Genomic DNA, 19,285 nt, shown 5'->3' with positions numbered 1-19,285 from the left:
CGGCAGTTCGGGGCGTGGGTCAGCATCGCGCTGCGTGTCGCCGAGGACATGCGTCGCTCCGCCGACATGCAAGGCGTCGACCGCTGCTTCGGCTTGGTCCACCGGGCGCGGCGTTACAGAGGCATCGCGTTCGATCGGCACCGCATACAGCTCCATGCGATGGTCGACGAGGCGGTATCCGAGCCGTTCGGCAATCACCCGCTGCAATGCTTCAAGGTCGGCGTCGTTGAACTCGATCACCCGACCGCTTTCGATGTCGATCAGGTGGTCGTGGTGAACCTCACCCGACGCCTCATATCGCGACCGACCGTCGCCGAAGTCATGTTTGTCGAGAACGCCGGCTTCTTCGAGCAGACGCACCGTGCGATACACCGTTGCGATCGAAATGCCCGGGTCGATCGCGGCCGACCGTGCGTGTAGCGTCTCCACGTCCGGGTGATCCACACTATCGCCGATCACCCGCGCAATGACGCGACGCTGTTCGGTGATACGCAATCCCTTTTGCGCGCAGAGCGCCTCGACGTCGATGCGGGGCGGCATGTCAGCGATGCTCATCGGGGAAAGGCATGCCGCCGGTATAGAAAGCGCCGTCACGGCTCACAAGCCGGACGGCGCCTTCACATCCTTATCGCATTAGCGGCCGTTGGTCGCGGTACCCTTTCGCGTCGATCCGGGCTTGCGACCGCCACCGCGCCCCTTCGACCCCAAACCGATCGACTTCGCGAGCGTGCGCCGCTGGTCGGCATAGTTCGGAGCCACCATCGGGTAGTCGGCCGGAAGACCCCATTTCGAGCGATACTGATCCGGCGTCATATTGTAGCGCGTCATCAGATACCGCTTCAGCATCTTCATCTTCTTGCCGTCTTCAAGACACACAAGATAGTCGGGCTTCACCGAACTGCGCACCGACACCGCAGGAGTCGGTTTCTCTCGCGGAGCTTCGGCCTGCTGCTGTCCAAGACCGGACAAAGCGTCGTGAACGGTGCGAATGAGATTCGGCAATTCGTCGCTTGCGACATTATTGTTACTCACATGCGCCGAGATGATGTCGGCAGTGAGCGTCGCGAGAAATTCGGCGTTGTTGTCGGTGTCGGCCACTCAGGCCTCCTATCATGGGGCAAAAATACGTCGTTGCGCTTATCAGGTCTTGAGATTGCGCGCAACGCTTTCACTTTTCGCGAATTTGCTCAGCGACTCTTTAACGAAATGCTCCATCGTAATCGCATCGCGCAGTTGGTTGTCGGCCCCGGTGTAATAGTTTGGACGCCGGCCAATCTCCCGAAATCCAAAATGCTCATATAATTTCCGCGCCGGATTGTCGGCACGCATTTCGAGAAACCGACGGGTTCCGCCGCCCACCTCCTCTTTCCATCGCTCGATGAGCAGGCCGGCGAGCCCCTGTCGGCGATGGTCAGGATCTGTTGCCAGCAATAATAGTTCGCTCTCTCCGGCAACTGTGCGGATGACGGCAAATGCTCGACACATGTCCTCCTCAGCCACTTCGAGGATGACATATCCCGGCGTTGCGAAACCGCTACGCAACTGGGCGGCCGTCCAGCGTTCGCCGTAGCGCGGGTCGAACGCACGCTCGGAGACGGCTGCAATGCGGTCGACGGCGTCAAGGCCGACCCGGCGGATTTCGCTCACTGCGCTGGTCGCGCGTCGGGTGCGCGTGCGTAACGGGGCGCCACCGAAAGTCCGCGCGCATCCGGGACAACCCACGGATATGCGCGCGCATCTGCGGCACCGGCGAGGACGCGAATTTCGCGACCTTCGGCGAACTGTGCGGCGCGATCCCCCACGAGCGCGAGGTCAGGCACGGTCTGCCACGCCTCCGCCGGGTTCATCGCGCGGCTCGGTTCGCCCGGGTAACGGGTCAGCCATTGCCCGTGGCCGCCCTCCGCGATCACCGCGATCTGGCCTTCGGCGCCGAGCCGACGCGCGTCCGCTTCGATGAGGGCCAGCGTGTCGAACCCTTCCACCGTCGCGCCCCACGCAAAGCCGAGGGCGCGCGCCGCGGCGATCGCGACCCGTGTGCCGGTAAAGCTGCCAGGGCCGCAGCCGACCGCGATGCGTTCCGCGCGCCCCCCACCCTCAAGTGCGGCGATCGTCGGAATCAGGCGCTCGGCGTGACCGCGACCTACGTCTTCGTGATGGTAGTCGACGAGTGCGTCGTCCTCGAACAGCGCCATCGACAATGCGCGCGTGGCCGTGTCAAAGACGAGCGTCCGCACCCGCGCCCCGCCCGTCAGACGATGCGGTTGAAGCGAGCGAACTCCGGCCGCGGGCTGCGCGGCCACAGGCTCGCCGGGTCGCCGTAGCCGATGGTGGTGATGAAGTTCACTTTCACCGTCGGCTGGTCGGCGAAGAACGCCTCACGCACGGCGTCCGCGTCGAACCCCGACATCGGCCCGCAGTCGAGCCCCAACGCCCGCGCTGCTAGGAGCAGATAGGCGCCCTGCAACGAGCTGTTGCGGAACGCCGTCGCCTGGATCGCCGCATCATTCCCGGCGAACCAGCTGCGCGCATCGTCGTGCGGGAACAGCCAAGGGAGCTCTTCGTAAAACTCCATGTCCATGCCGACGATCGCGGTGACCGGCGCGGAGCGCACCTTGTCCGCATTTCCGGCGCTGACTTTCGTTGCCAGCAGTTCGCGTTGCTCCGCGCTCTTTACCCATACGATCCGCGCGGGGAGCGAATTGGCGCTGGTTGGCCCCATCTTCACGAGGTCCCACAGCCGTTCGAGCGTCTCGTCGTCGAGCGGGCGGTCATCGTAACCGTAGTAAGTGCGCGCTTCGCGAAACAGCTGGTCGAGCGCCCGGTCGTCGAGCGGAGCTTTCGTCGTCATCTCCGCCCCCCTCAGACCGCGTGCACGGCGACGACTTCGGGGACGTAGTGTTTGAGGAGCGACTCCACCCCGTGCTTCAACGTCGCGGTGGAGGATGGGCAGCCCGCGCAGGCGCCGTGCATGGCGAGATAGACGTGGCCCTTTTCATAGCCTCGAAAGCTGATGTCGCCGCCGTCGTTGGCGACGGCGGGGCGGACGCGGCTGTCGAGCAGTTCTTCGATCTGCGCCACGATGTCCGCATCGGCGGGATCGACGGCGAACTGCGAGTCGTGTTCGGCGGGGACTTTGATGCCGTTACCTTCACGATCTTCGCGCATAAGCGGCATCGCTGCGGTGAAGTGGTCGAGGAGGATCGTCGCGACGTCGGCTTCCAGCGTCACCCAGTCTACACCCGGAGCGGCGCTGACGGACACGAAATCCGTGCCGAAATGCACCCCCGTCACGTCGCCGAGGTCGAACAGCGCCTCCGCCAGCGGCGACGCGGCAGCGGCTTCGGGGCTGGCGAAGTCGAGCGGGCCCGAGGGGCTGACGGGGCGCCCGGGCAGGAATTTGCGCGTCGCCGGGTTGGGGGTGAGTTCGGTTTCGATGAGCATGCCCGCCATGTGGCGAGGCCGCGCGCCGCTTGCAAGCGACCATCTCCCGCAACTTGCAACCCGGCGCCGCCGCCCCCACTCACCCCCGCGTGACGCGCTTCTCCTCCTTCGTTGCGATCGACTGGTCCGGGGCGAAGGGTGCGCGCCCGCGCGGCATCGCGCTCGCCCGCGCGCGCGCCGACGCGCCGGTCGAGCTGATCGAGCCTGCCCACGGCCTGCGCTGGAGCCGCGCCGAGGTGCTGGCCTTCATCGAAGCCGAAGCGGCGAGCGGAGCGGACACGCTGATCGGCTTCGACCTTTCCCCCACCCTCCCCTGGTGCGACGTGCAAAGTTACTTCCCCGGCTGGGCCGACGCCCCCGACACCCCGCGCGGCCTGTGGGCGCTGGTCGAGGCGCTGAGCGCGGACGAGCGCGACCTCACCGCGCTCGGCCTGATCGATGCGGCGCACCTCAGCCCCTATTTTCGCCGGCACGGCGGGCGCGAGGGGGCGCTGTTCGGGGGCGGCATCGGCCGGCTGCGGGTGGTCGAGCACCACCAGCGCGCGAGCGGACAGGCGCGTTCGGCGAGCAGCTTCAACCTTGTCGGCGCGGCGCAGGTGGGAAAGGCTTCGCTGTCGGGGATGCGGCTGTTTCACCGGCTGGCGGGCCGCGTGCCGTTCTGGCCGTTCGACCCGCTGCCGACCCGAGGCACCGCGATCATCGAGATCTACACCAGCCTCGCCGCGCGCGCCGCGGGGCTGCCGCCCTCGCGCAGCAAGGTGCGCGACCATGCGGCCTTGGCGGAGGCGCTGACCGCGCTGGGGGCGCGCACCGACTGGCATGGCGCCATCGACGACCACCGCGCCGACGCGCTGATCACCGCCGCCTGGCTGCGCGTGGTCGCCGACGACGCCGCGCTGTGGAACCCCGCCCCGATGACCGCGGAGGTCGCCGCACGCGAAGGCTGGACCTTTGGCATCACCTGACGCTATCGCGAGCCCGCGCCAAGGGCCGCCACCCAAGGCCGCCCCACCCGGCACGCCGCGTTAGCTCAGCTGGTAGAGCAACCGCCTTGTAAGCGGTAGGTCGTCCGTTCGAGTCGGACACGCGGCACCGGAGTTGAGATTCACCCGACAGTTCGCGGAAGCTTTCGTGCCCGTCATCGAAGAAAACCCTCAACGACTTCGCAGCCATCTGGCAGAAATGGTGGCGCTGGCGGACCAAGAGCGTGAAGCGGTGGGCTTCTGGCGCTCAAGTGCTTTCGAGGAGGCTCTTCACAGGAACCGTGTCCTCGGTTTGATCGAAAACAAACAGCTCATTGGGTATTTGCATTACGGCGGATCATACCCGCATGCTAAAGTTCAGCAGATTGTAGTGCACAAACAGTGGCGGCGGCGTGGCTTAGCGGGGGAGCTACTCTCGTACCTGATTGACCGATTGGAGCGCCTCAGCTTTCAGACTGTCCGCGCCGACATACGTGATGATCTTTCAACATCGTTGGCGTTCTATCGGTCTCACGGTTTCGTTCAGAAGGCACAACGACCCGGAGGATCAGCTCGTAAACGGAATATTCTGGTCCACATTCGCGAGTTGTCCTCGGAGACCCTGTTTTCACATCCGGGACTCCGCACCGGCCACGCAATTCGTCCCGCAATTTTGCACAAAGCTGCAAAAGGTCGATCAGTCTACGCGTTCGACCTGAACGTGCTACTAGACCTAGTTCGAGATCGGAGTTTTGCGGATAAGGCCGGCCGGCTCTTCTCAGCCGGTCTGGCACATGATATCCGGCTAGCGGTCTCCGATGAATTCACGCGCGAGCTGCACCGGACCGCGAGCGACAGCGCGAACGACACACTCCTTCAGTTCGCCTTGCAACTCCCTCGCCTAATGAGCGTAGACTCGGCGGCATGCGATGCACTCGCGAATGACATCCATCACACTATTTTTGTCGAGGACGGACGGGCCGACGTTTATTCCGCTCAATCTATCAGCGACGCGAGGCACATCGCGCATGCGGCCTTGGCCCATGCCTCGGCCTTCGTCACGCGCGATTCCTCACTTCTTCGCGCACGTGACAAGCTGTTTGCACGGTTTGGCATCGACATAATCTCCCTCAACGAAGCAATTGAGATCCTGCCCCAACGAAAGGGCCAGGGAGCGACCAATGATCGACAGGGTGTCGACTTCGCGCTCCGGACGGTCTCGAGTTCGCAACTCGAGACGTACTTCGAGACCTGCCCTCAAATAGGTTCGAAAATAGTTGACTTCATCACCGACACCAATAGCCAAGAATCTCTAATTTCCGCAGTCGAGTCAGTTGATGGCGTCGTCGCCGTTAGTGCACTTTTGTTTGGGCAGTCCGTGAAGGACAGATGTCGGGCTGTACTCGTCGCGGATGAGGATCACCCAAAGTTCTCTCTATTTGCCGACACACTCATCGACACGATTCTCGCTGCAGCGTCTCGTTCTGGACCCGTCCTTGTTGATATTTATGCCGACCCCAGTCAGTCCGCTCTCAGACATGCGCTAAAAGCGCGTGGTTTTATCGCAACCTCCGAACCGTCAGTGCTCACGAAGCTCGCGGTAGGGCATCCAGTCACGCACGCTACGTGGGCGACGACTGTCGCTGAAGTTCGGAGGCACACTGGCGTCGAACTTCCTGCGATCCTTCCGACTACCACCGAAACAACGCTTAAAGTCTCGTTTGGCCATAATAGTACATTCGAACTACCATACGACCGGGTCGGCGAATACTTTAGCCCCTCTATCGTCGTTCTAAGGAACACGATAGGGGTGATCGTGCCTATCCAAAAGGCATACGCCGATGAGCTTTTAGGGACGGCGCAGAATCGCAGCTTTGACTTTCTACACGAGCGTCACGTCGCGTTCGCAAACCTGCGGGGATACGTTAGCAGAGTCGTGGGAATGAAAGCGTTAGATCCCGGCTCGATTGTGCTGTTTTATGAATCGATCAGGTCGGGTGGCAGGGGTGCAATCGTCGCGATTGCCCGGCTCGTTGATCGAACAATCGTTCCCAAACATTTGGTTTCGAGAAACGCTGCACAACTCCTTGTTGTCGACGACCCCGATCGTTTTGCTGCAGGCGACCGGGCCCTGCTCACGACATTCGATAACGTGCTACAGTTACCTGTACCTGTTAAATTGAGGGTGCTTCGAGATATTGGGGCTGTTGGCGGGCAGAACCTCATTACATCCACGACCATCTCGACAAGACTGATTGAAAAGATCGTAGATATCGGTTGGCGAAGGTCGGTATGACCCCAGACGAATTTGTCATTTCGATAAAGCCATGCTTTGCGCGGGCTATCTTTTTGGGCTCAAAGACCGTAGAGATACGTCGCCGCACACCCAGACTAAACCTCGGTACGCGTCTTTGGGTCTACGTTACGCAACCTGTCGGTCGTATCGAGGGAACGGTAATCGTTAAGGGCGTCAGCGTCGGTGCCCCGGACGAGATATGGGATGCATACGGCTCAGAAACGGCATTGAGTCGACATGAGTTCGACGCATACTCCTCCGGCGTCAGTACGATAACTGCGATCAAAATCAGCAACATCATGCGACTCCGGTCAATCCCGGTAGAAACGTTGAAAGAGCTTCGGCCCAGCTTTCACCCGCCGCAGGTGATGACACGGCTGTCGGATGCAGAAGTCGCTCGACTTAGTCGACAAACGAAGGCTTAGCTTTCCCGAGCCTCTGCCAACGCAATCGCCTCATGGTCCCGCCCCCGCGCGGTCACCACTTGCATCCCGAACGGCAGGCCTTCGTGCCAGCCGATGGGGGCGCTCGTGGCGGGGAGGCCGCAGAAGGTGGCTACGGCGATCCAGCCGAACTGGGCGGCGAAGCGGGTTTCTTCGCCGTCGATAATAAGCTTGCGTTGGCGCAGGTCGGGTTCGTCGTCGTGGGGGAAGGCGGTGGTGCCGTGGACGGGCATCAGGATCGCGTCGATGTCCTCGAACAGCGCCGCCATCTGCCGCTCGTAACGCGCCTGGGCGTCGCATAGCGCGAACCATTGCTCGACCGTCGGCTTGTGCCCGTCGGGCGCGGGGCCGCCGTTGCTGACGATCATGTTGAGCATCAACATATAGGCGGTGGTCAGCGCGGCGAGGTCGGGGAGGCCCGGATGCGCGCGCAGGACGGTAGCACCGGCGGCTTCGGCGCGCGCGGCGGTCGCCTCCAGCCCGTCGCGGATCGCACCCATCAGCGGCGCGAGCGGATGCTGCGTCACCAGCAGCAGGCGGCGGCCGGCGAGCCCCTCCCAGCGCGGGCGGGGGAGCGGCTGGGCGGTCACGACATCGAGGGCGGCGGCGAGGTCGCGCGCCTCGCGCGCCATCGGCCCCGCCACCGACAGCGGCCGGTCCGCGCCATCGGTGCCTGGGAAGGGGTGGCCGTCCAAGGGGATGACGCCGTAGGTCGATTTGTGCCCGAACACGCCGCAGAAGTGCGCCGGGGTGCGGATCGACCCGCCGATGTCGGTGCCGAGCTCCAGGGGAACCATGCCGCTCGCCAGCGCCGCCGCGGCGCCGCCCGATGATCCGCCGCTGGTGCGGCTCGGGTCGTGCGGGTTGACGGTGCGGCCGTAGATCGGGTTGACGCTCTGAATATCGGCGAGGCCGACGGGGACATTGGTCTTGCCGAGGATGATTGCGCCCGCGGCCTTCAACCGGCGGACGGTGCTGCCGTCGGTGGCGGCGACGTTGCCGGCGTGCTCGGTAAAGCCCCAGGTGGCGGGGGTGCCGGCGAGCTGGAAGCTCTCCTTGATGGTCATCGGCACGCCGTGAAGGGGGAGGCGCTGGCCGTTCGCGAGCGCTTCGTCGGCGGCGCGGGCTTCGGCGCGCGCTTCGTCGTAGCGTTTGACGATAACCGCGTTGAGCGTGGGGTTGGCGGCCTCGATGCGGGCGATGGCGGCCTCGCACTCGGCGAGCGCGGTGGTTTCGCCGGCGACGATGGCGTCGCGCGTCGCAACGGCGCCGCGCTGTGGTGCGGTCATGTGTCGGCCCCCTCCCCCTTGTCGTTGGCGGGGGAGCATCGGGCAAAGGCGGGGGCGTGTCGAGAGGGAGGCGCGAGACACGCTCGTCGCCCCGGACTTGATCCGGGGCCCCGCTTTCTGCGCGACGTGGGTGGCTCGCCCAGCTGGACCCCGGATCAAGTCCGGGGTGACGGGCCATCATAGTTACTCGTCGCCCTGAACTTGTTTCAGGGTCCATGACGCGGCGCGCGCTTGGATGCTGAAACGAGTTCAGCATGACGGAGGAAGCGAAAAGTTGGGGGAAGTGGGGGGTTTCTGTTGCCCGGCACCCCCCGAACCGCTGGTTTCCGATTCTGTTGCCCGGTTCGGTCCGAACCGCGCTCTTGCCTTGTTATGTCAGACCGTGAGGTCCTCCACTACGCAGCGAGAGCGAGCGCCTCGTTGTCGTTGGCACTTGTGGATTTGAGCCTTTAACGGGTTACTCAGCCCGAACGAAAGTCTGCGTCTTTCACCACACGTCGATCCTGGTTCGGCCCCGTCATCGACCGCGGCGAACCGCAGTCGGTGGTGGAGCCGCCGGGTACTGCCCCCGGGTCCGCTGTGACTATTCCACGCCACCATTTATCGTCATAGCCGGCAAGCCGGCACGAGAGGATATAGTCGAGCGGCGCCGTGCCGCCAAGGGGCGACGCGGAGCCTCGCGCGGTTACGGCCGGCGGCGCAGCTCGTCGCGGATTTCGGCGAGCAGCTCCGCCTCGGTCGGGCCGGCGGGCGCGTCGGGACCGCGGCGCATGACGCGGTTCGCGAACTTCACGATCTGGAAGATGATGAAGGCGAGGATCAGGAAATTGATGAGCTCGGTGATCAGCGCGCCATAGCCGATCATCGGCACCCCCGCCGCCTTCAGCGCGGCGTAATTTGTCGCGTCGCCGGTGAAGCCGGCCGGGAGCGGGCCGAGGCGGACGAACTGGCTCGAGAAATCGACTCCGCCGAAGACCGCGCCGATGATCGGCATCAACACATCCTCGGTGAGCGAGGTGACGATCTTTCCGAAGGCGGCGCCGATGATGACGCCGACTGCGAGGTCGAGAACATTGCCCTTGGCGATGAACTCGCGAAATTCGCCCATCATGCCCATTTTGCGACCCCCTTTGCGTCGAGATTGGGGGCGAACCTGCCGTCGCTGCTCGCGTCTGGCAAGCGAGGCGGGACAGGGCGTGCCGCGTGACCGGCCTGTGCGCGGCGGCCGGGTTATGGCGGCGGCGTGCGGAAGGGAGAGGTGGAGCGGGTAAGGGGAATCGAACCCCTCTAGCCAGCTTGGAAGGCTGGAGCATTACCACTATGCTATACCCGCCCGCTTCGCCGCGCCGGATGCCACGGAGGCGGCGCGCGCGCAAGCCGGGGTTTTGCGTCGGTCGCGGAACAGGTGTAGAACGCACGTCGCCATGACCGCGCCGCTGCGCAAGATCATCCACGTCGACATGGACGCGTTCTTCGCGAGCGTCGAGCAGCGCGACTTTCCCGAGCTGCGCGGCAAGCCGGTCGCGGTCGGCGGCTCGCGGCTGCGCGGGGTGGTTGCGGCGGCAAGCTACGAGGCGCGGCGCTATGGCGTGCGCTCCGCCATGCCGTCGCTGACGGCGGCGAAGCTGTGCCCCGACCTCATCTTCGTGAAGTCGCGGTTCGACGTGTACCGCGAGGTCAGCCAGCAGATCCGCGCGATCTTTGCCGAGGTCGCCGACGCGGTGCAGCCGTTGAGTCTGGACGAGGCCTATCTTGATGTCACCAGCGACCGCGGCGGCTTTGGCAGCGCGACGGCGACGGCGGAAGCGGTGCGCGCACGGATCCTCGATGTCACGCGGCTCACCGCCTCGGCCGGGGTGGCGACCAACAAGCTGGTGGCAAAGCTCGCCTCCGACCATCGCAAGCCCGACGGGCTGACGGTGGTGCCGCCGGGGCGTGAAGCGGCATTCGTCCACACGCTGCCGGTCAAGCGCCTGCACGGCGTCGGGCCGGTCACCGCAGCGCGGCTCGAGGCGCTCGGCCTCACCAGTTGCGCCGAGCTCGCCGCCGCGCCGCGCGAACTGCTCGACGCGCATTTCCGGCGGGGGGCACAGGTGCTGATCGACATGGCCAACGGCATCGACCATCGCCCCGTGCGAAGCGACCGCGTGCGCAAGTCGCTCGGCGCGGAGCGGACGTTCGACCATGACCTCAGCCGGGCGGAAGACCTGCACGCGGCGCTGGCGACGATCGTCGATGCGGTGTGGACGCGGCTGGAGGGGCACCCGCCGCCGCGCACGGTGACGGTCAAGATCAAGTTCGCCGATTTCCGCATTATCACGCGCGCCAACAGCGGCGAGCGCGTGACGGCGCACGCCGCGCTCCTCGCTCGGGCGCGCGCCATCCTCGACGCCGCCCTCCCCCTCCCCATGGGGGCGCGGCTGCTGGGGGTGAGCGTCAGCGGATTTCCAGGCGCCGACGACGCGGATCGCGCGCCGCAGGAACTGCCGCTGTTCGCTGCTGGATAAGCGCGGTCGCCGCGTCAGTTGATTGCGGTGACGCTCACTCTTTGGTCGATCATTTCGGCGCTGCCGAAGATGGTCATGAAGCTCGCATCGATCGCGTCGCGGGTGTGGGCGATGCGGATCAGCGTGTCTTCGGGCGCCATGCCGGTCGCGTCGATCAGCCGCCAGGCGCCGTCGAGATACACCTCCGCGACCGCGTGGAAATCGGGCGGATCGAGCTGCCAGGCATAGGCGGATACGAAGCGCGCGGGCACATTGGCCGCGCGCGCGAAAGCGATCAGCAGATGCGCATAGTCGCGGCACACGCCTTCGCGAGTGACGAAACTGTCTTCGGCGGTGGTGTTCCAGTCGCTCGACTGGACGTAGCTCAGATGCTCGCGGACCCAGTCGCGCATCGCGGCAATGGTCGAACCATCGGCGACCACGCCCGGGGCGATGCCGAACAGGTCCGCCACCGCCGCGCCGAACCGCTGCGGCGTGCAATAGCGGCTGGCGAGGAGAAAGGGCGCGACCTCCGCCGGGAGCGCGCTTAGCGGCGTCGCCGGGAGATCGGCGAGCGCGTGGCGCGGGCGCGTGACCTCCACCTCTGCCCGGTACCTCAGCGACAGCCGCCCTGCCCCCGCCTCGTGCCAGCGATAGCGGGCGAGGTCGTGGACGTCGGCGGCGGACGGCAGAAGCGCGCCGTCGACGACCAGCGCCTCCTGCCCTACGCGCTGGCACTGGCCATCGAGCGCTTCGATCGCGAAAAGGACGCTGGCGGGCGCCGGGAAGTCATACTCCAGCGCGACGTCGACCCGCAGCCTGGTGGTGGGGTCAGAGGACAAGTTGCCCCGCCTCAAGCGCGTAGAGGTCGCCCGCGCCAGCCATCGCCCCCGCCTTGCGCCCGAGCGCCTCGGGCACGATGCGGTCGAGGAAGAAGCGCGCGGCGGCGCGCTTCGCGGCGGAGAAGTCGGGGTCGCCCCCGCCCTTCTCGAGCGCCTCGAGCTGCACCTTCATCTGCCAGCCGGCGACCGCGACGGCGCACATGGCGAGGAAGTCGACGCTGCCGGCGAGGCGGTCGTCCACGCTCGCGCTGCGCATCCACGCGGCCACGTCCGCGCACGCGTCGGCGAGCGCGGTGAGGTGGCCCTCCCCCGCCGCGCCGGCCTTCACATCCGCAAGCAGCGTATCGAGCGCAGCACCGTTGCCGAGCCCCAATTTGCGCCCGACGAGGTCGGCGGCCTGAATACCGTTGGTGCCTTCGTAGATCGGGGCGATGCGGGCGTCGCGATAATGCTGCGCGGCGCCGGTCTCCTCGATGAAGCCCATCCCGCCGTGCACCTGCACGCCGATGCTCGCGACCTCGACCCCGATGTCGGTGCACCATGCCTTCGACAGCGGGATGAGCACGTCGGCGCGCATCGCCGCGGCCGTATCGCCCAGCGCGCCGCGGTCGATCTGCCCCGCGTTATAATAGACCAGCGCGCGCGCACCCTGCGTCAGCGCCTGCATGCGCAGCAGCATCCGGCGCACGTCGGGATGCTCCGCGATCGGCACCGGACCCGACGCGGGGTCGCTCGCCCGCGCGCTCTGGCGACGTTCGAGCGCGTAGTCGGTAGCGGCCTGCGTCGCCCGCTCGGCAATGTGCACGCCCTGGTTGCCGACCAGCAGCCGCGCCGCGTTCATCATCACGAACATCGCGCGCATACCGCCATATTCCGCGCCGATGAGTTCACCCAGACACTCGCCATCCTCGCCGAAGCTCATCACGCAGGTCGGCGAATTGTGGATGCCGAGCTTATGTTCGATCGAGCGGCAGACGACTCCGTTGGGCGTCGCGGGGCGCCCGTCCGCATCGAGCCGCAGCTTGGGCACGAGGAACAGCGAGATTCCCTTCGTCCCCGCCGGCGCCCCCGGCGTCCGCGCCAGCACCAGGTGGACGATATTGTCGGTGAGGTCGTGCTCGCCGAAGGTGATGTAGATCTTTTGCCCGGTGATCCGGTAGAGCCCGGCATGCTCCCCGTCGGCAATCGGCTCCGCCCGCGTGGTGAGCGCGCCCACGTCCGAACCGGCTTGCGGTTCGGTCAGGTTCATCGTCCCGTTCCATTCGCCGCTGACGAGCTTGGGTAGCCACAGCGCCTTCTGCGCATCGCTGCCATAGGCCATCAGCGCGTGAATGGCGCCGGGGGTGAGGATGTTGATCAGCGTCAGCCCCATGTTCGCGGTGCCGAGGCTTTCGATCACCGCATTGGCGAGGCTGAAGGGGAGGCCCTGCCCGCCATATTCGACCGGCCCGTCGAGCGCGCCCCAGCCACCGTCGACGACCGCGCGATAGGCTTCGCGAAAGCCCGGCGGCATGGTGACGCTGCCCGCGTTCCACTTGGGCGGGTTGATGTCGCCCTTGCGGTTGAGCGGCGCATATTCGGCGGCGGCGAGCTGGCCGATGCCGTCGAGGATCGCGTCGACCATGTCGGGTGTCGCTTCGGCAAAGCGTTCGGTCCGGGCGAGGTCGGCGATGCCCGCGACATGTTCGAGCACGAACCGCTGCTCGCGGGACTGGGGGCGGAAGGCCATGGCGGGAACCTCGGATCGAATGGGCGGTGGTCGGTCGGCTGTAGCGACCGGCGGGGTGCCACTCAAATGGCTTCGCACGAACGCAGCGCAAGGTTAGAGGCGGCAGCGTGACCGCGCCCCTAATCCTTCCCGCCGATGCGGCCAACATCGCCCGTGCGGCGGCGCTGATCCGCGCCGGCGGGATCGTCGCAGTGCCGACGGAGACGGTCTATGGCCTCGCCGCGGACGCTCGCGATGCGCGTGCGGTGGCGCAGGTTTACGCGGCGAAGGGGCGGCCCGATTTCAATCCGCTGATCGTGCATGTCGCCGACCTCGCCGCGGCGGAGGCGCTGGCGAGCTTCGACCCGGTCAGCCGCTCGCTGGCGCAGGCGCTGTGGCCCGGGCCGCTGACGCTGGTCCTGCCGCTGCGGGCGAGTGCGGGCATCGCCGCCATCGTCACCGCCGGCCTGCCCACCGTGGCGCTGCGGGTGAGCGCGCATCCGGCGATGCAGGCGCTGCTGCGCGAGAGCGGAGCGCCGCTCGCCGCGCCGTCGGCCAACGCGAGCGGGGGGGTGAGCCCGACGCGCGCGGCACATGTCGCGCGGTCGCTGGGCGAGCGCGTGCCGCTGATCATCGAGGGCGGCGCGTGCGCGCAGGGGCTCGAATCGACCATCGTCGCCAGCGACGGGGAAGCCATACGCGTGCTGCGCGACGGCCCCGTCGACCGCAATCGGCTCGCCGCAATCGGGGGGGTGCCGGTGTTGGGCGCCGACGCGGCCGCGGGCGTTGTCGCGCCGGGCATGCTCGCCAGCCACTATGCGCCGGGCAAGCCGCTGCGGCTCGACGCCGAAGCACCGGCGGGCGACGAATATTGGATCAGCTTCGGCACGAGCGCGGGCGACTATCCGCTGAGTGCCGCCGGAGACGTGGTGGAGGCAGCGGCCGCGCTCTACGACGCGCTCCACGCCGCCGCGGCGAGCGAGCGGCCGCGCATCGCGGTGTCGCCGATCCCCGCCGACGGGCTGGGCGCCGCGATCAACGACCGCCTGCGCCGCGCGGCGGCCTAGCCCTCGCCCGCCCGCTCCCGAGCGAGCAGCGCCTGCTTGCGTTCGGTGCCATAGGCGTAGCCGCCGGCGCTGCCGTCGCTGCGGACGACGCGGTGGCAGGGGATGAGCACTGCGACATTGTTGGCGGCATTGGCGCTGCCGGCCGCGCGCACGGCGGCCGGGCGGCCGACCGCGGCGGCGATCTCGGCATAACTGCGCGTTTCGCCCGGCGGAATGGCGCGCAACGCCGCCCACACCGCCTCCTGGAAGCGCGTGCCGGCGACGTCGAGCGGCACGTCCGCGGCGCGCGCGGGATCGCCGATCGCGGCGGCAGCGGCGGCGATGATCGGATCGTCGAGGCTGGCGGGGGACAGCTCGGCGTTGGGGAAGCGTTGGCGCAAGTCGGCCTCGCCTTCGTCGAACGACAGGCGACAGATGCCGCGGTCGGTGGCGGCGATCAGCGCCGGACCGAAGGCGCTGTCGACCACCGCCCAGCGGACGGTCACCCCCCTCCCGCCCGCGCGCCAGGCCGACGGCGTCATCCCCAGTCGCCGCGCGCTGTCGGCGTAGAAACGGCTCGGTGCCGCGTAGCCCGCGGCGTAGATCGCGTCGGTGACGCTCGGCGCTTGGGCGAGCGCGGCTTCGGCGCGGGCGTGACGGCGCGAGCGCGCATAGGCCGCCGGCGACAGCCCAACGGCGCGGGTGAAGATGCGCTGCAACTGCGCGGCGCTGTAGCCGGTCGCGGCCGCGAGCTCCGCCAGCGACAGGGCACGGTCGTCGGCGCGGTCGAGCATCGCGCGCGCGGTCGCCACCGCCGCCTCGTCGCGTGCTACCCCGTCGGGGCGACAGCGCAGGCAGGCGCGATAGCCCGCCGCCTCCGCGTCGCCCGGCGCAGCGTAGAAGCGGATATGTTCGGGCTTGGGATGGCGCGCGGGGCAGCTCGGGCGGCAGTAGATTCGGGTGGTCGAAACCGCGACGACGAAGCGCCCGTCGGCGCTGCGATCGCGCGCTTGCCAGGCGGCGAGGGCTGCGGCTGGATCGATCGTCGGGGTCATGCGATCACCCTAGCGTGCCCGCGTCGGCGCTCCATCCCGAAGCTTGCGGTCAAAACGGTTCAGGGGATCAGCAGGCTCGAATCGCCGTAGCTGTAGAAGCGATATTGGTGCGCGATGGCGTGGGCGTAGATTTCGCGCATGCGCTCCATGCTGACTAGCGCCGCGACCAGCATCAGCAGGGTCGAGCGCGGCAGGTGGAAATTGGTCATCAGCCCATCGACGCTGCGGATCCGCACGCCGGGCTGGAGAAAGATCGCAGTATCCCCTTCGAACGCGGCGAGCCGGTCGCCCGCCCAGGCGCTTTCGAGCAAGCGCAGGACGGTGGTCCCGACGGCGATGATCCGACCGCCCGCGTCGCGCACCGCATTGAGGCGGTCGGCGACGTCCGCGTCGAGCCGGCCCCATTCGCTGTGCATGACATGGTCGGCGGTGTCGTCGACCTTCACTGGCATGAAGGTTCCAGCCCCGACGTGCAGCGTCAGCCGTTCGTGCGCGATTCCGGCTTCGACGAGCGCCGCCATCAGCGCGGGCGTGAAGTGGAGCGCGGCGGTCGGGGCCGCGACCGCGCCGTCGCGTTTGCCGAACATCGTCTGATAGTCGTCGGCGTCGCGCGCGTCGGCGGGGCGGCGGCGGGCGATATAGGGCGGCAGCGGCATGGTGCCGGCGCGTTCGAGCAGTAGTTCGACGGGTTGGTCGCCGAGGAAGTCGACGACGACCGCGCCGTCCGCGCCCCGCTCCGCCACGCGCGCCGCGACACCGCCGGCGAAGGCGATCTCGTCACCGGGGTGGAGACGCCGGGCATTGCGCGCAAAGGCCTCCCACCGGCGCGGGCCGAGCCGTTTGTGGAGGGTCAGGCCGACCTTCGCCAGACCGCGCACCCCCTCCAGCTGAGCGGGAATGACGCGGGTGTCGTTGAACACCAGCACATCGCCGCGCCGCAGCAGCTGCGGAAGATCGCGAACATGGTGGTCGGCGATGGCAGCGCCGGAACCGGCGACGAGCATACGCGCGGCATCGCGCGGTGCGACCGGGCGCAGCGCAATCCGCTCGGCGGGCAGGTCGAAGTCGAACAGGTCGACGCGCACGCGCGCAAAGCTCCCCGCGCGGCCGCGGCTGCGTTCGCGGTCAGTTGCCCGGAGGGGCGTTCAGTTCATCGACGCTCGGCGCGGGCGGGGCCGGCGGCGGCAGCGCGGCGTCGGCGTTGAGTGCGCTCGCCGGCGGCAGCGGACGCTGGTCGGCCATCACCGACGCCTGGACGATGCGCGTCGGATTCGCCGGCGGCTCGCCCCGCTGGATGCGGTCGACCACGTCCATCCCGCTGACTACGCGCCCGAACACGGTATAGTTGCGGTCGAGCGTCAGGCGCGGGAGCAGCATCAGGAAGAACTGGCTGTTGGCGCTGTTGGGTTCGGTCGACCGGGCCATCGACAGCGCCCCGCGCACGTGCGGGAGGCCGTTGAACTCCGCCGGAAGGTCGGGCAGCTGGCTGCCGCCGGTGCCGTTCCCGAGCGGGTCGCCACCCTGCGCCATGAAACCTTCGATCACACGGTGAAAGGTGAGCCCGTTGTAGAAGCCCGCGCGCGTGAGGCTCTTGATCCGCTCGACATGCTGCGGCGCGACGTCGGGCCGCAGCTGAATGACCACGCGCCCCCCGCTCGACAGGTCGAGCGCTAGCATCTGCTCGGGATTGTTGAGCACCCCCTCCGGCGCGATCGCCGGCGGCGACAGCCGTGCGCTTTCCGCAGCGGTCGCATCGGCGCGCGCCTGGTCACGCACCGGATCGGTCTGCGCGAGCGCGGGCGCGGCGGTCAGCGACAGCAGCGCGGCGGAAAGGATCAGGCGAACAGGCTTCAACGACATTCCCACACTCACAATTTTCACGCCGGGCGCGCCAACGTTGCCGTGCGCGATGGCCGGCGGGCGCTTAACCGCTCATGACCCGCGCCGTCCAACGCTTTCCACGCGGGCGTAGAGTTCGGTGGCGACTCGCGGCGGGACGAATGCGTCGATGCGGCCGCCGAACAGCGCGATTTCCTTGACGAGTCGCGAGGCGATCGGTTGGAGGCCGACATCGGCCATCAGGAACACCGTCTCGATCTCATCGTCGAGCTGCTGGTTCATGCCGGCCATCTGATACTCATATTCGAAGTCGGCGACCGCGCGCAGACCGCGCACGATGACGCTCGCCCCCTGCGCCTTGGCAAAATGCATCAGCAGCGCATCGAAGCTGACGACGCGGATCGTGCCGGGGAGCCCCTCGCACTCGCGCGCGACCATCGCCATCCGCTCGTCGAGCGTGAACATCGGCGATTTGCTGGGGTTGGTCGACACACCGATGACGAGCTCGTCGACGAGTTTCGCACCGCGACGGATGATGTCGACATGGCCGAGCGTGATCGGGTCGAACGTGCCTGGATAGATGCCGACGCGCTTCATCAACCCCCGCCCCCTTCAGTCAGTGATCGCGTGCGACGATATAGCGCGCGATGTCGCGCAGCAGGTCGGCCTCTTCGCCGAACCCTTCGAGATGCGCGATCGCCTGGTCGGTCAGCGCCTGCGCCTGCTGCCGCGCACGATCTACGCCCATCAGCGAAACGAAGGTTTCCTTGCCCGCCGCGGCGTCCTTGCCGACCGCCTTGCCGGCGACCGCCGCATCCCCCTCGACGTCGATCAGGTCGTCGACGATCTGGAAAGCGAGCCCGATGTCGCGGGCATAGCCACGCAGCGGTGCACGCCCCTCCGGCGGCACCCGGCCGAGGATCGCGCCCGCTTCGAGGCACCAGCTGATGAGCGCGCCGGTCTTCATCTGCTGCAGCCGCGTCACGGTGGCGAGGTCGAAGCTCAGCTGTTCGGCGGCGAGGTCCATCACCTGCCCGCCCGCCAGGCCCGAAGGTCCGGCGGCGCGGGCGAGTTCGGTGACCAGCTCGCAGCGCACGAACGGGTCGGCGTGCGTGTCGGACTCGGTCAGGATCTCGAAAGCAAAGGCATGCAGCGCATCGCCGGCGAGAATCGCGGTCGCTTCGTCGAACGCCTTGTGCACGGTCGGTTTGCCGCGTCGGACATCGTCATCGTCCATCGCCGGCAGATCGTCGTGGATCAGCGAGTAGACGTGGATCGCCTCCACTGCGAGGCCGGCGCGCATCGCGCAGTCGCGGTCCACCGCGAACAGCCGCGCGGACGCCTCCACCAACAACGGGCGAAGTCGTTTGCCGCCGCCGATCGCGGCGTGACGCATTGCTTCATAGAGCGGCGCGCGCGCATCGGTGGGCACCGGCAGCAGGGCGTCGAACGCCGCATCGACGCGCGCCGCGCAATCGGCCATCGCCGCGCTGAGCCTGCTCATGTCGACCGTCCGTTCGCCCGCGTCCATGTCCAGCATCGCGGGCGATCAGGCGCCGTCGAAAGGCGCGACGCCGGCGGGCTGGCCGTCCTGGCCCAACCGGATCTGCTCGATCCGCGCCTCCGCCGAAGCGAGGCGAGCGTCGCAATGCGATTTGAGCAGCGTCGCCCGTTCGAACAGCGCAATGGCGTCGTCGAGCGGCACCTGCCCCGCCTCCAGCCGCCGCACGATGGTCGACAATTCCTCCAGCGCCGCCTCAAAGGTCAGCGCGGAGACGTCGGTGGCGGTGGCGGCGGCGGGGGCGGAAGCGGCGGGAGTGTCGGGAGTGTCGGGCATCACCGGAGCGTTGTGGCGAGCGCCTCCACCCCGGTCAAGCG

The 19,285-nt window shown here is 67.4% G+C and carries 20 protein-coding genes, 2 tRNA genes, 1 other RNA gene and 1 pseudogene; 6 read left to right on the top strand and 18 right to left on the bottom strand.

Going from position 1 to position 19,285, the window contains the following annotated elements; all coding sequences use genetic code 11:
* Positions 1-126: 126 nt before the first annotated feature.
* The 6 genes and pseudogenes from ACRYJK_RS02780 to ACRYJK_RS02755 all read right to left on the bottom strand — a co-directional run.
* Positions 127-540: pseudogene (locus ACRYJK_RS02780) on the bottom strand (Fur family transcriptional regulator); the annotation flags it as partial.
* Between the two features lie 93 nt (positions 541-633).
* Positions 634-1,098: a Ros/MucR family transcriptional regulator gene (locus ACRYJK_RS02775; protein WP_482666057.1), complete on the bottom strand. Its 465-nt coding sequence runs from the start codon at positions 1,096-1,098 to the stop codon at positions 634-636.
* A gap of 42 nt (positions 1,099-1,140) precedes the next feature.
* Positions 1,141-1,647 carry a GNAT family N-acetyltransferase gene (locus tag ACRYJK_RS02770; RefSeq protein WP_482666056.1) on the bottom strand — a complete coding sequence of 169 codons (507 nt, stop codon included), beginning with the start codon at positions 1,645-1,647 and terminating at the stop codon, positions 1,141-1,143.
* Positions 1,644-2,234: a tRNA (adenosine(37)-N6)-threonylcarbamoyltransferase complex dimerization subunit type 1 TsaB gene (gene tsaB / locus ACRYJK_RS02765; protein ID WP_482666055.1), complete on the bottom strand. Its 591-nt coding sequence runs from the start codon at positions 2,232-2,234 to the stop codon at positions 1,644-1,646. The genes ACRYJK_RS02770 and tsaB overlap by 4 nt, the downstream gene beginning before the upstream one ends.
* A gap of 14 nt (positions 2,235-2,248) precedes the next feature.
* Positions 2,249-2,848, bottom strand: coding sequence for a malonic semialdehyde reductase (locus ACRYJK_RS02760; RefSeq protein ID WP_482666054.1), 600 nt, complete (start codon positions 2,846-2,848; stop codon positions 2,249-2,251).
* 11 nt (positions 2,849-2,859) lie between these two features.
* Positions 2,860-3,441: a NifU family protein gene (locus ACRYJK_RS02755; protein WP_482667384.1), complete on the bottom strand. Its 582-nt coding sequence runs from the start codon at positions 3,439-3,441 to the stop codon at positions 2,860-2,862.
* A 29-nt stretch (positions 3,442-3,470) separates the two neighbouring features.
* On the opposite strand from ACRYJK_RS02755, the gene ACRYJK_RS02750 reads away from it, so the two are divergent.
* The 4 genes from ACRYJK_RS02750 to ACRYJK_RS02735 all read left to right on the top strand — a co-directional run bounded on the left by ACRYJK_RS02750 (position 3,471) and on the right by ACRYJK_RS02735 (position 7,124).
* On the top strand, positions 3,471-4,406 hold the full coding sequence (locus ACRYJK_RS02750) for a hypothetical protein (RefSeq protein WP_482666053.1): 936 nt from the start codon (positions 3,471-3,473) through the stop codon (positions 4,404-4,406).
* A gap of 54 nt (positions 4,407-4,460) precedes the next feature.
* A tRNA-Thr gene (locus ACRYJK_RS02745) sits at positions 4,461-4,533 on the top strand.
* A 39-nt stretch (positions 4,534-4,572) separates the two neighbouring features.
* A complete protein-coding gene (locus tag ACRYJK_RS02740) occupies positions 4,573-6,699 on the top strand; it encodes a GNAT family N-acetyltransferase (RefSeq protein ID WP_482666052.1) in 2,127 nt (708 codons plus the stop codon).
* Positions 6,696-7,124, top strand: coding sequence for an ASCH domain-containing protein (locus ACRYJK_RS02735; RefSeq protein WP_482666051.1), 429 nt, complete (start codon positions 6,696-6,698; stop codon positions 7,122-7,124). The genes ACRYJK_RS02740 and ACRYJK_RS02735 overlap by 4 nt, the downstream gene beginning before the upstream one ends.
* Here ACRYJK_RS02735 and ACRYJK_RS02730 read toward each other — a convergent pair.
* The 4 genes from ACRYJK_RS02730 to ACRYJK_RS02715 all read right to left on the bottom strand — a co-directional run bounded on the left by ACRYJK_RS02730 (position 7,121) and on the right by ACRYJK_RS02715 (position 9,764).
* Complete coding sequence (locus tag ACRYJK_RS02730) at positions 7,121-8,431, bottom strand: amidase family protein (protein WP_482666050.1); 1,311 nt, start codon at positions 8,429-8,431, stop codon at positions 7,121-7,123. The two genes, ACRYJK_RS02735 and ACRYJK_RS02730, sit on opposite strands and share 4 nt — an antisense overlap.
* A 321-nt stretch (positions 8,432-8,752) precedes the next feature.
* Positions 8,753-9,096: a transfer-messenger RNA gene (ssrA, locus tag ACRYJK_RS02725) on the bottom strand.
* A gap of 20 nt (positions 9,097-9,116) precedes the next feature.
* Positions 9,117-9,542, bottom strand: a complete 426-nt coding sequence (gene mscL / locus ACRYJK_RS02720; protein WP_482667383.1) for a large conductance mechanosensitive channel protein MscL — start codon at positions 9,540-9,542, stop codon at positions 9,117-9,119.
* 148 nt (positions 9,543-9,690) lie between these two features.
* Positions 9,691-9,764, bottom strand: a tRNA-Gly gene (locus ACRYJK_RS02715).
* A gap of 91 nt (positions 9,765-9,855) precedes the next feature.
* Between ACRYJK_RS02715 and dinB the strand changes: the two genes are divergently transcribed.
* Positions 9,856-10,938, top strand: coding sequence for a DNA polymerase IV (gene dinB, locus ACRYJK_RS02710; protein WP_482666049.1), 1,083 nt, complete (start codon positions 9,856-9,858; stop codon positions 10,936-10,938).
* Between the two features lie 14 nt (positions 10,939-10,952).
* Here the strand turns inward: dinB and ACRYJK_RS02705 are convergent, their stop codons facing one another.
* Entirely contained in the window at positions 10,953-11,759 is an 807-nt protein-coding gene (locus ACRYJK_RS02705; RefSeq protein ID WP_482666048.1) for a transglutaminase-like domain-containing protein, read from the bottom strand.
* Positions 11,749-13,488, bottom strand: coding sequence for an acyl-CoA dehydrogenase (locus tag ACRYJK_RS02700; RefSeq protein ID WP_482666047.1), 1,740 nt, complete (start codon positions 13,486-13,488; stop codon positions 11,749-11,751). Before ACRYJK_RS02700 ends, ACRYJK_RS02705 begins: the two co-directional genes overlap by 11 nt.
* A 107-nt stretch (positions 13,489-13,595) precedes the next feature.
* Here ACRYJK_RS02700 and ACRYJK_RS02695 point away from each other — a divergent pair, with 107 nt between their 5' ends.
* On the top strand, positions 13,596-14,534 hold the full coding sequence (locus ACRYJK_RS02695) for an L-threonylcarbamoyladenylate synthase (protein WP_482666046.1): 939 nt from the start codon (positions 13,596-13,598) through the stop codon (positions 14,532-14,534).
* Here the strand turns inward: ACRYJK_RS02695 and ACRYJK_RS02690 are convergent.
* The 6 genes from ACRYJK_RS02690 to ACRYJK_RS02665 form a co-directional block, all read right to left on the bottom strand.
* Positions 14,531-15,568 carry a bifunctional transcriptional activator/DNA repair enzyme AdaA gene (locus ACRYJK_RS02690; RefSeq protein WP_482666045.1) on the bottom strand — a complete coding sequence of 346 codons (1,038 nt, stop codon included), beginning with the start codon at positions 15,566-15,568 and terminating at the stop codon, positions 14,531-14,533. The genes ACRYJK_RS02695 and ACRYJK_RS02690 overlap by 4 nt on opposite strands.
* A 59-nt stretch (positions 15,569-15,627) precedes the next feature.
* The gene (gene queA / locus ACRYJK_RS02685; protein ID WP_482666044.1) at positions 15,628-16,653 is read right to left on the bottom strand and encodes a tRNA preQ1(34) S-adenosylmethionine ribosyltransferase-isomerase QueA; all 1,026 of its coding nucleotides are present in this window, start codon (positions 16,651-16,653) and stop codon (positions 15,628-15,630) included.
* Positions 16,654-16,693: 40 nt separating this feature from the next.
* Complete coding sequence (locus tag ACRYJK_RS02680) at positions 16,694-17,428, bottom strand: peptidylprolyl isomerase (RefSeq protein ID WP_482667382.1); 735 nt, start codon at positions 17,426-17,428, stop codon at positions 16,694-16,696.
* 72 nt (positions 17,429-17,500) lie between these two features.
* Positions 17,501-18,004, bottom strand: coding sequence for a pantetheine-phosphate adenylyltransferase (gene coaD, locus ACRYJK_RS02675; RefSeq protein ID WP_482666043.1), 504 nt, complete (start codon positions 18,002-18,004; stop codon positions 17,501-17,503).
* A gap of 19 nt (positions 18,005-18,023) precedes the next feature.
* Positions 18,024-18,890, bottom strand: a complete 867-nt coding sequence (locus ACRYJK_RS02670; protein ID WP_482667381.1) for a polyprenyl synthetase family protein — start codon at positions 18,888-18,890, stop codon at positions 18,024-18,026.
* Positions 18,891-18,956: 66 nt separating this feature from the next.
* On the bottom strand, positions 18,957-19,244 hold the full coding sequence (locus tag ACRYJK_RS02665; RefSeq protein ID WP_482666042.1) for an exodeoxyribonuclease VII small subunit: 288 nt from the start codon (positions 19,242-19,244) through the stop codon (positions 18,957-18,959).
* Positions 19,245-19,285 lie beyond the last annotated feature (41 nt).

Source organism: Sphingomonas sp. BLHR8 (genome assembly GCF_056821725.1).
Note: the sequence above shows the minus strand (reverse complement) of the source record. Positions and strands in the feature narration are given on the sequence as shown.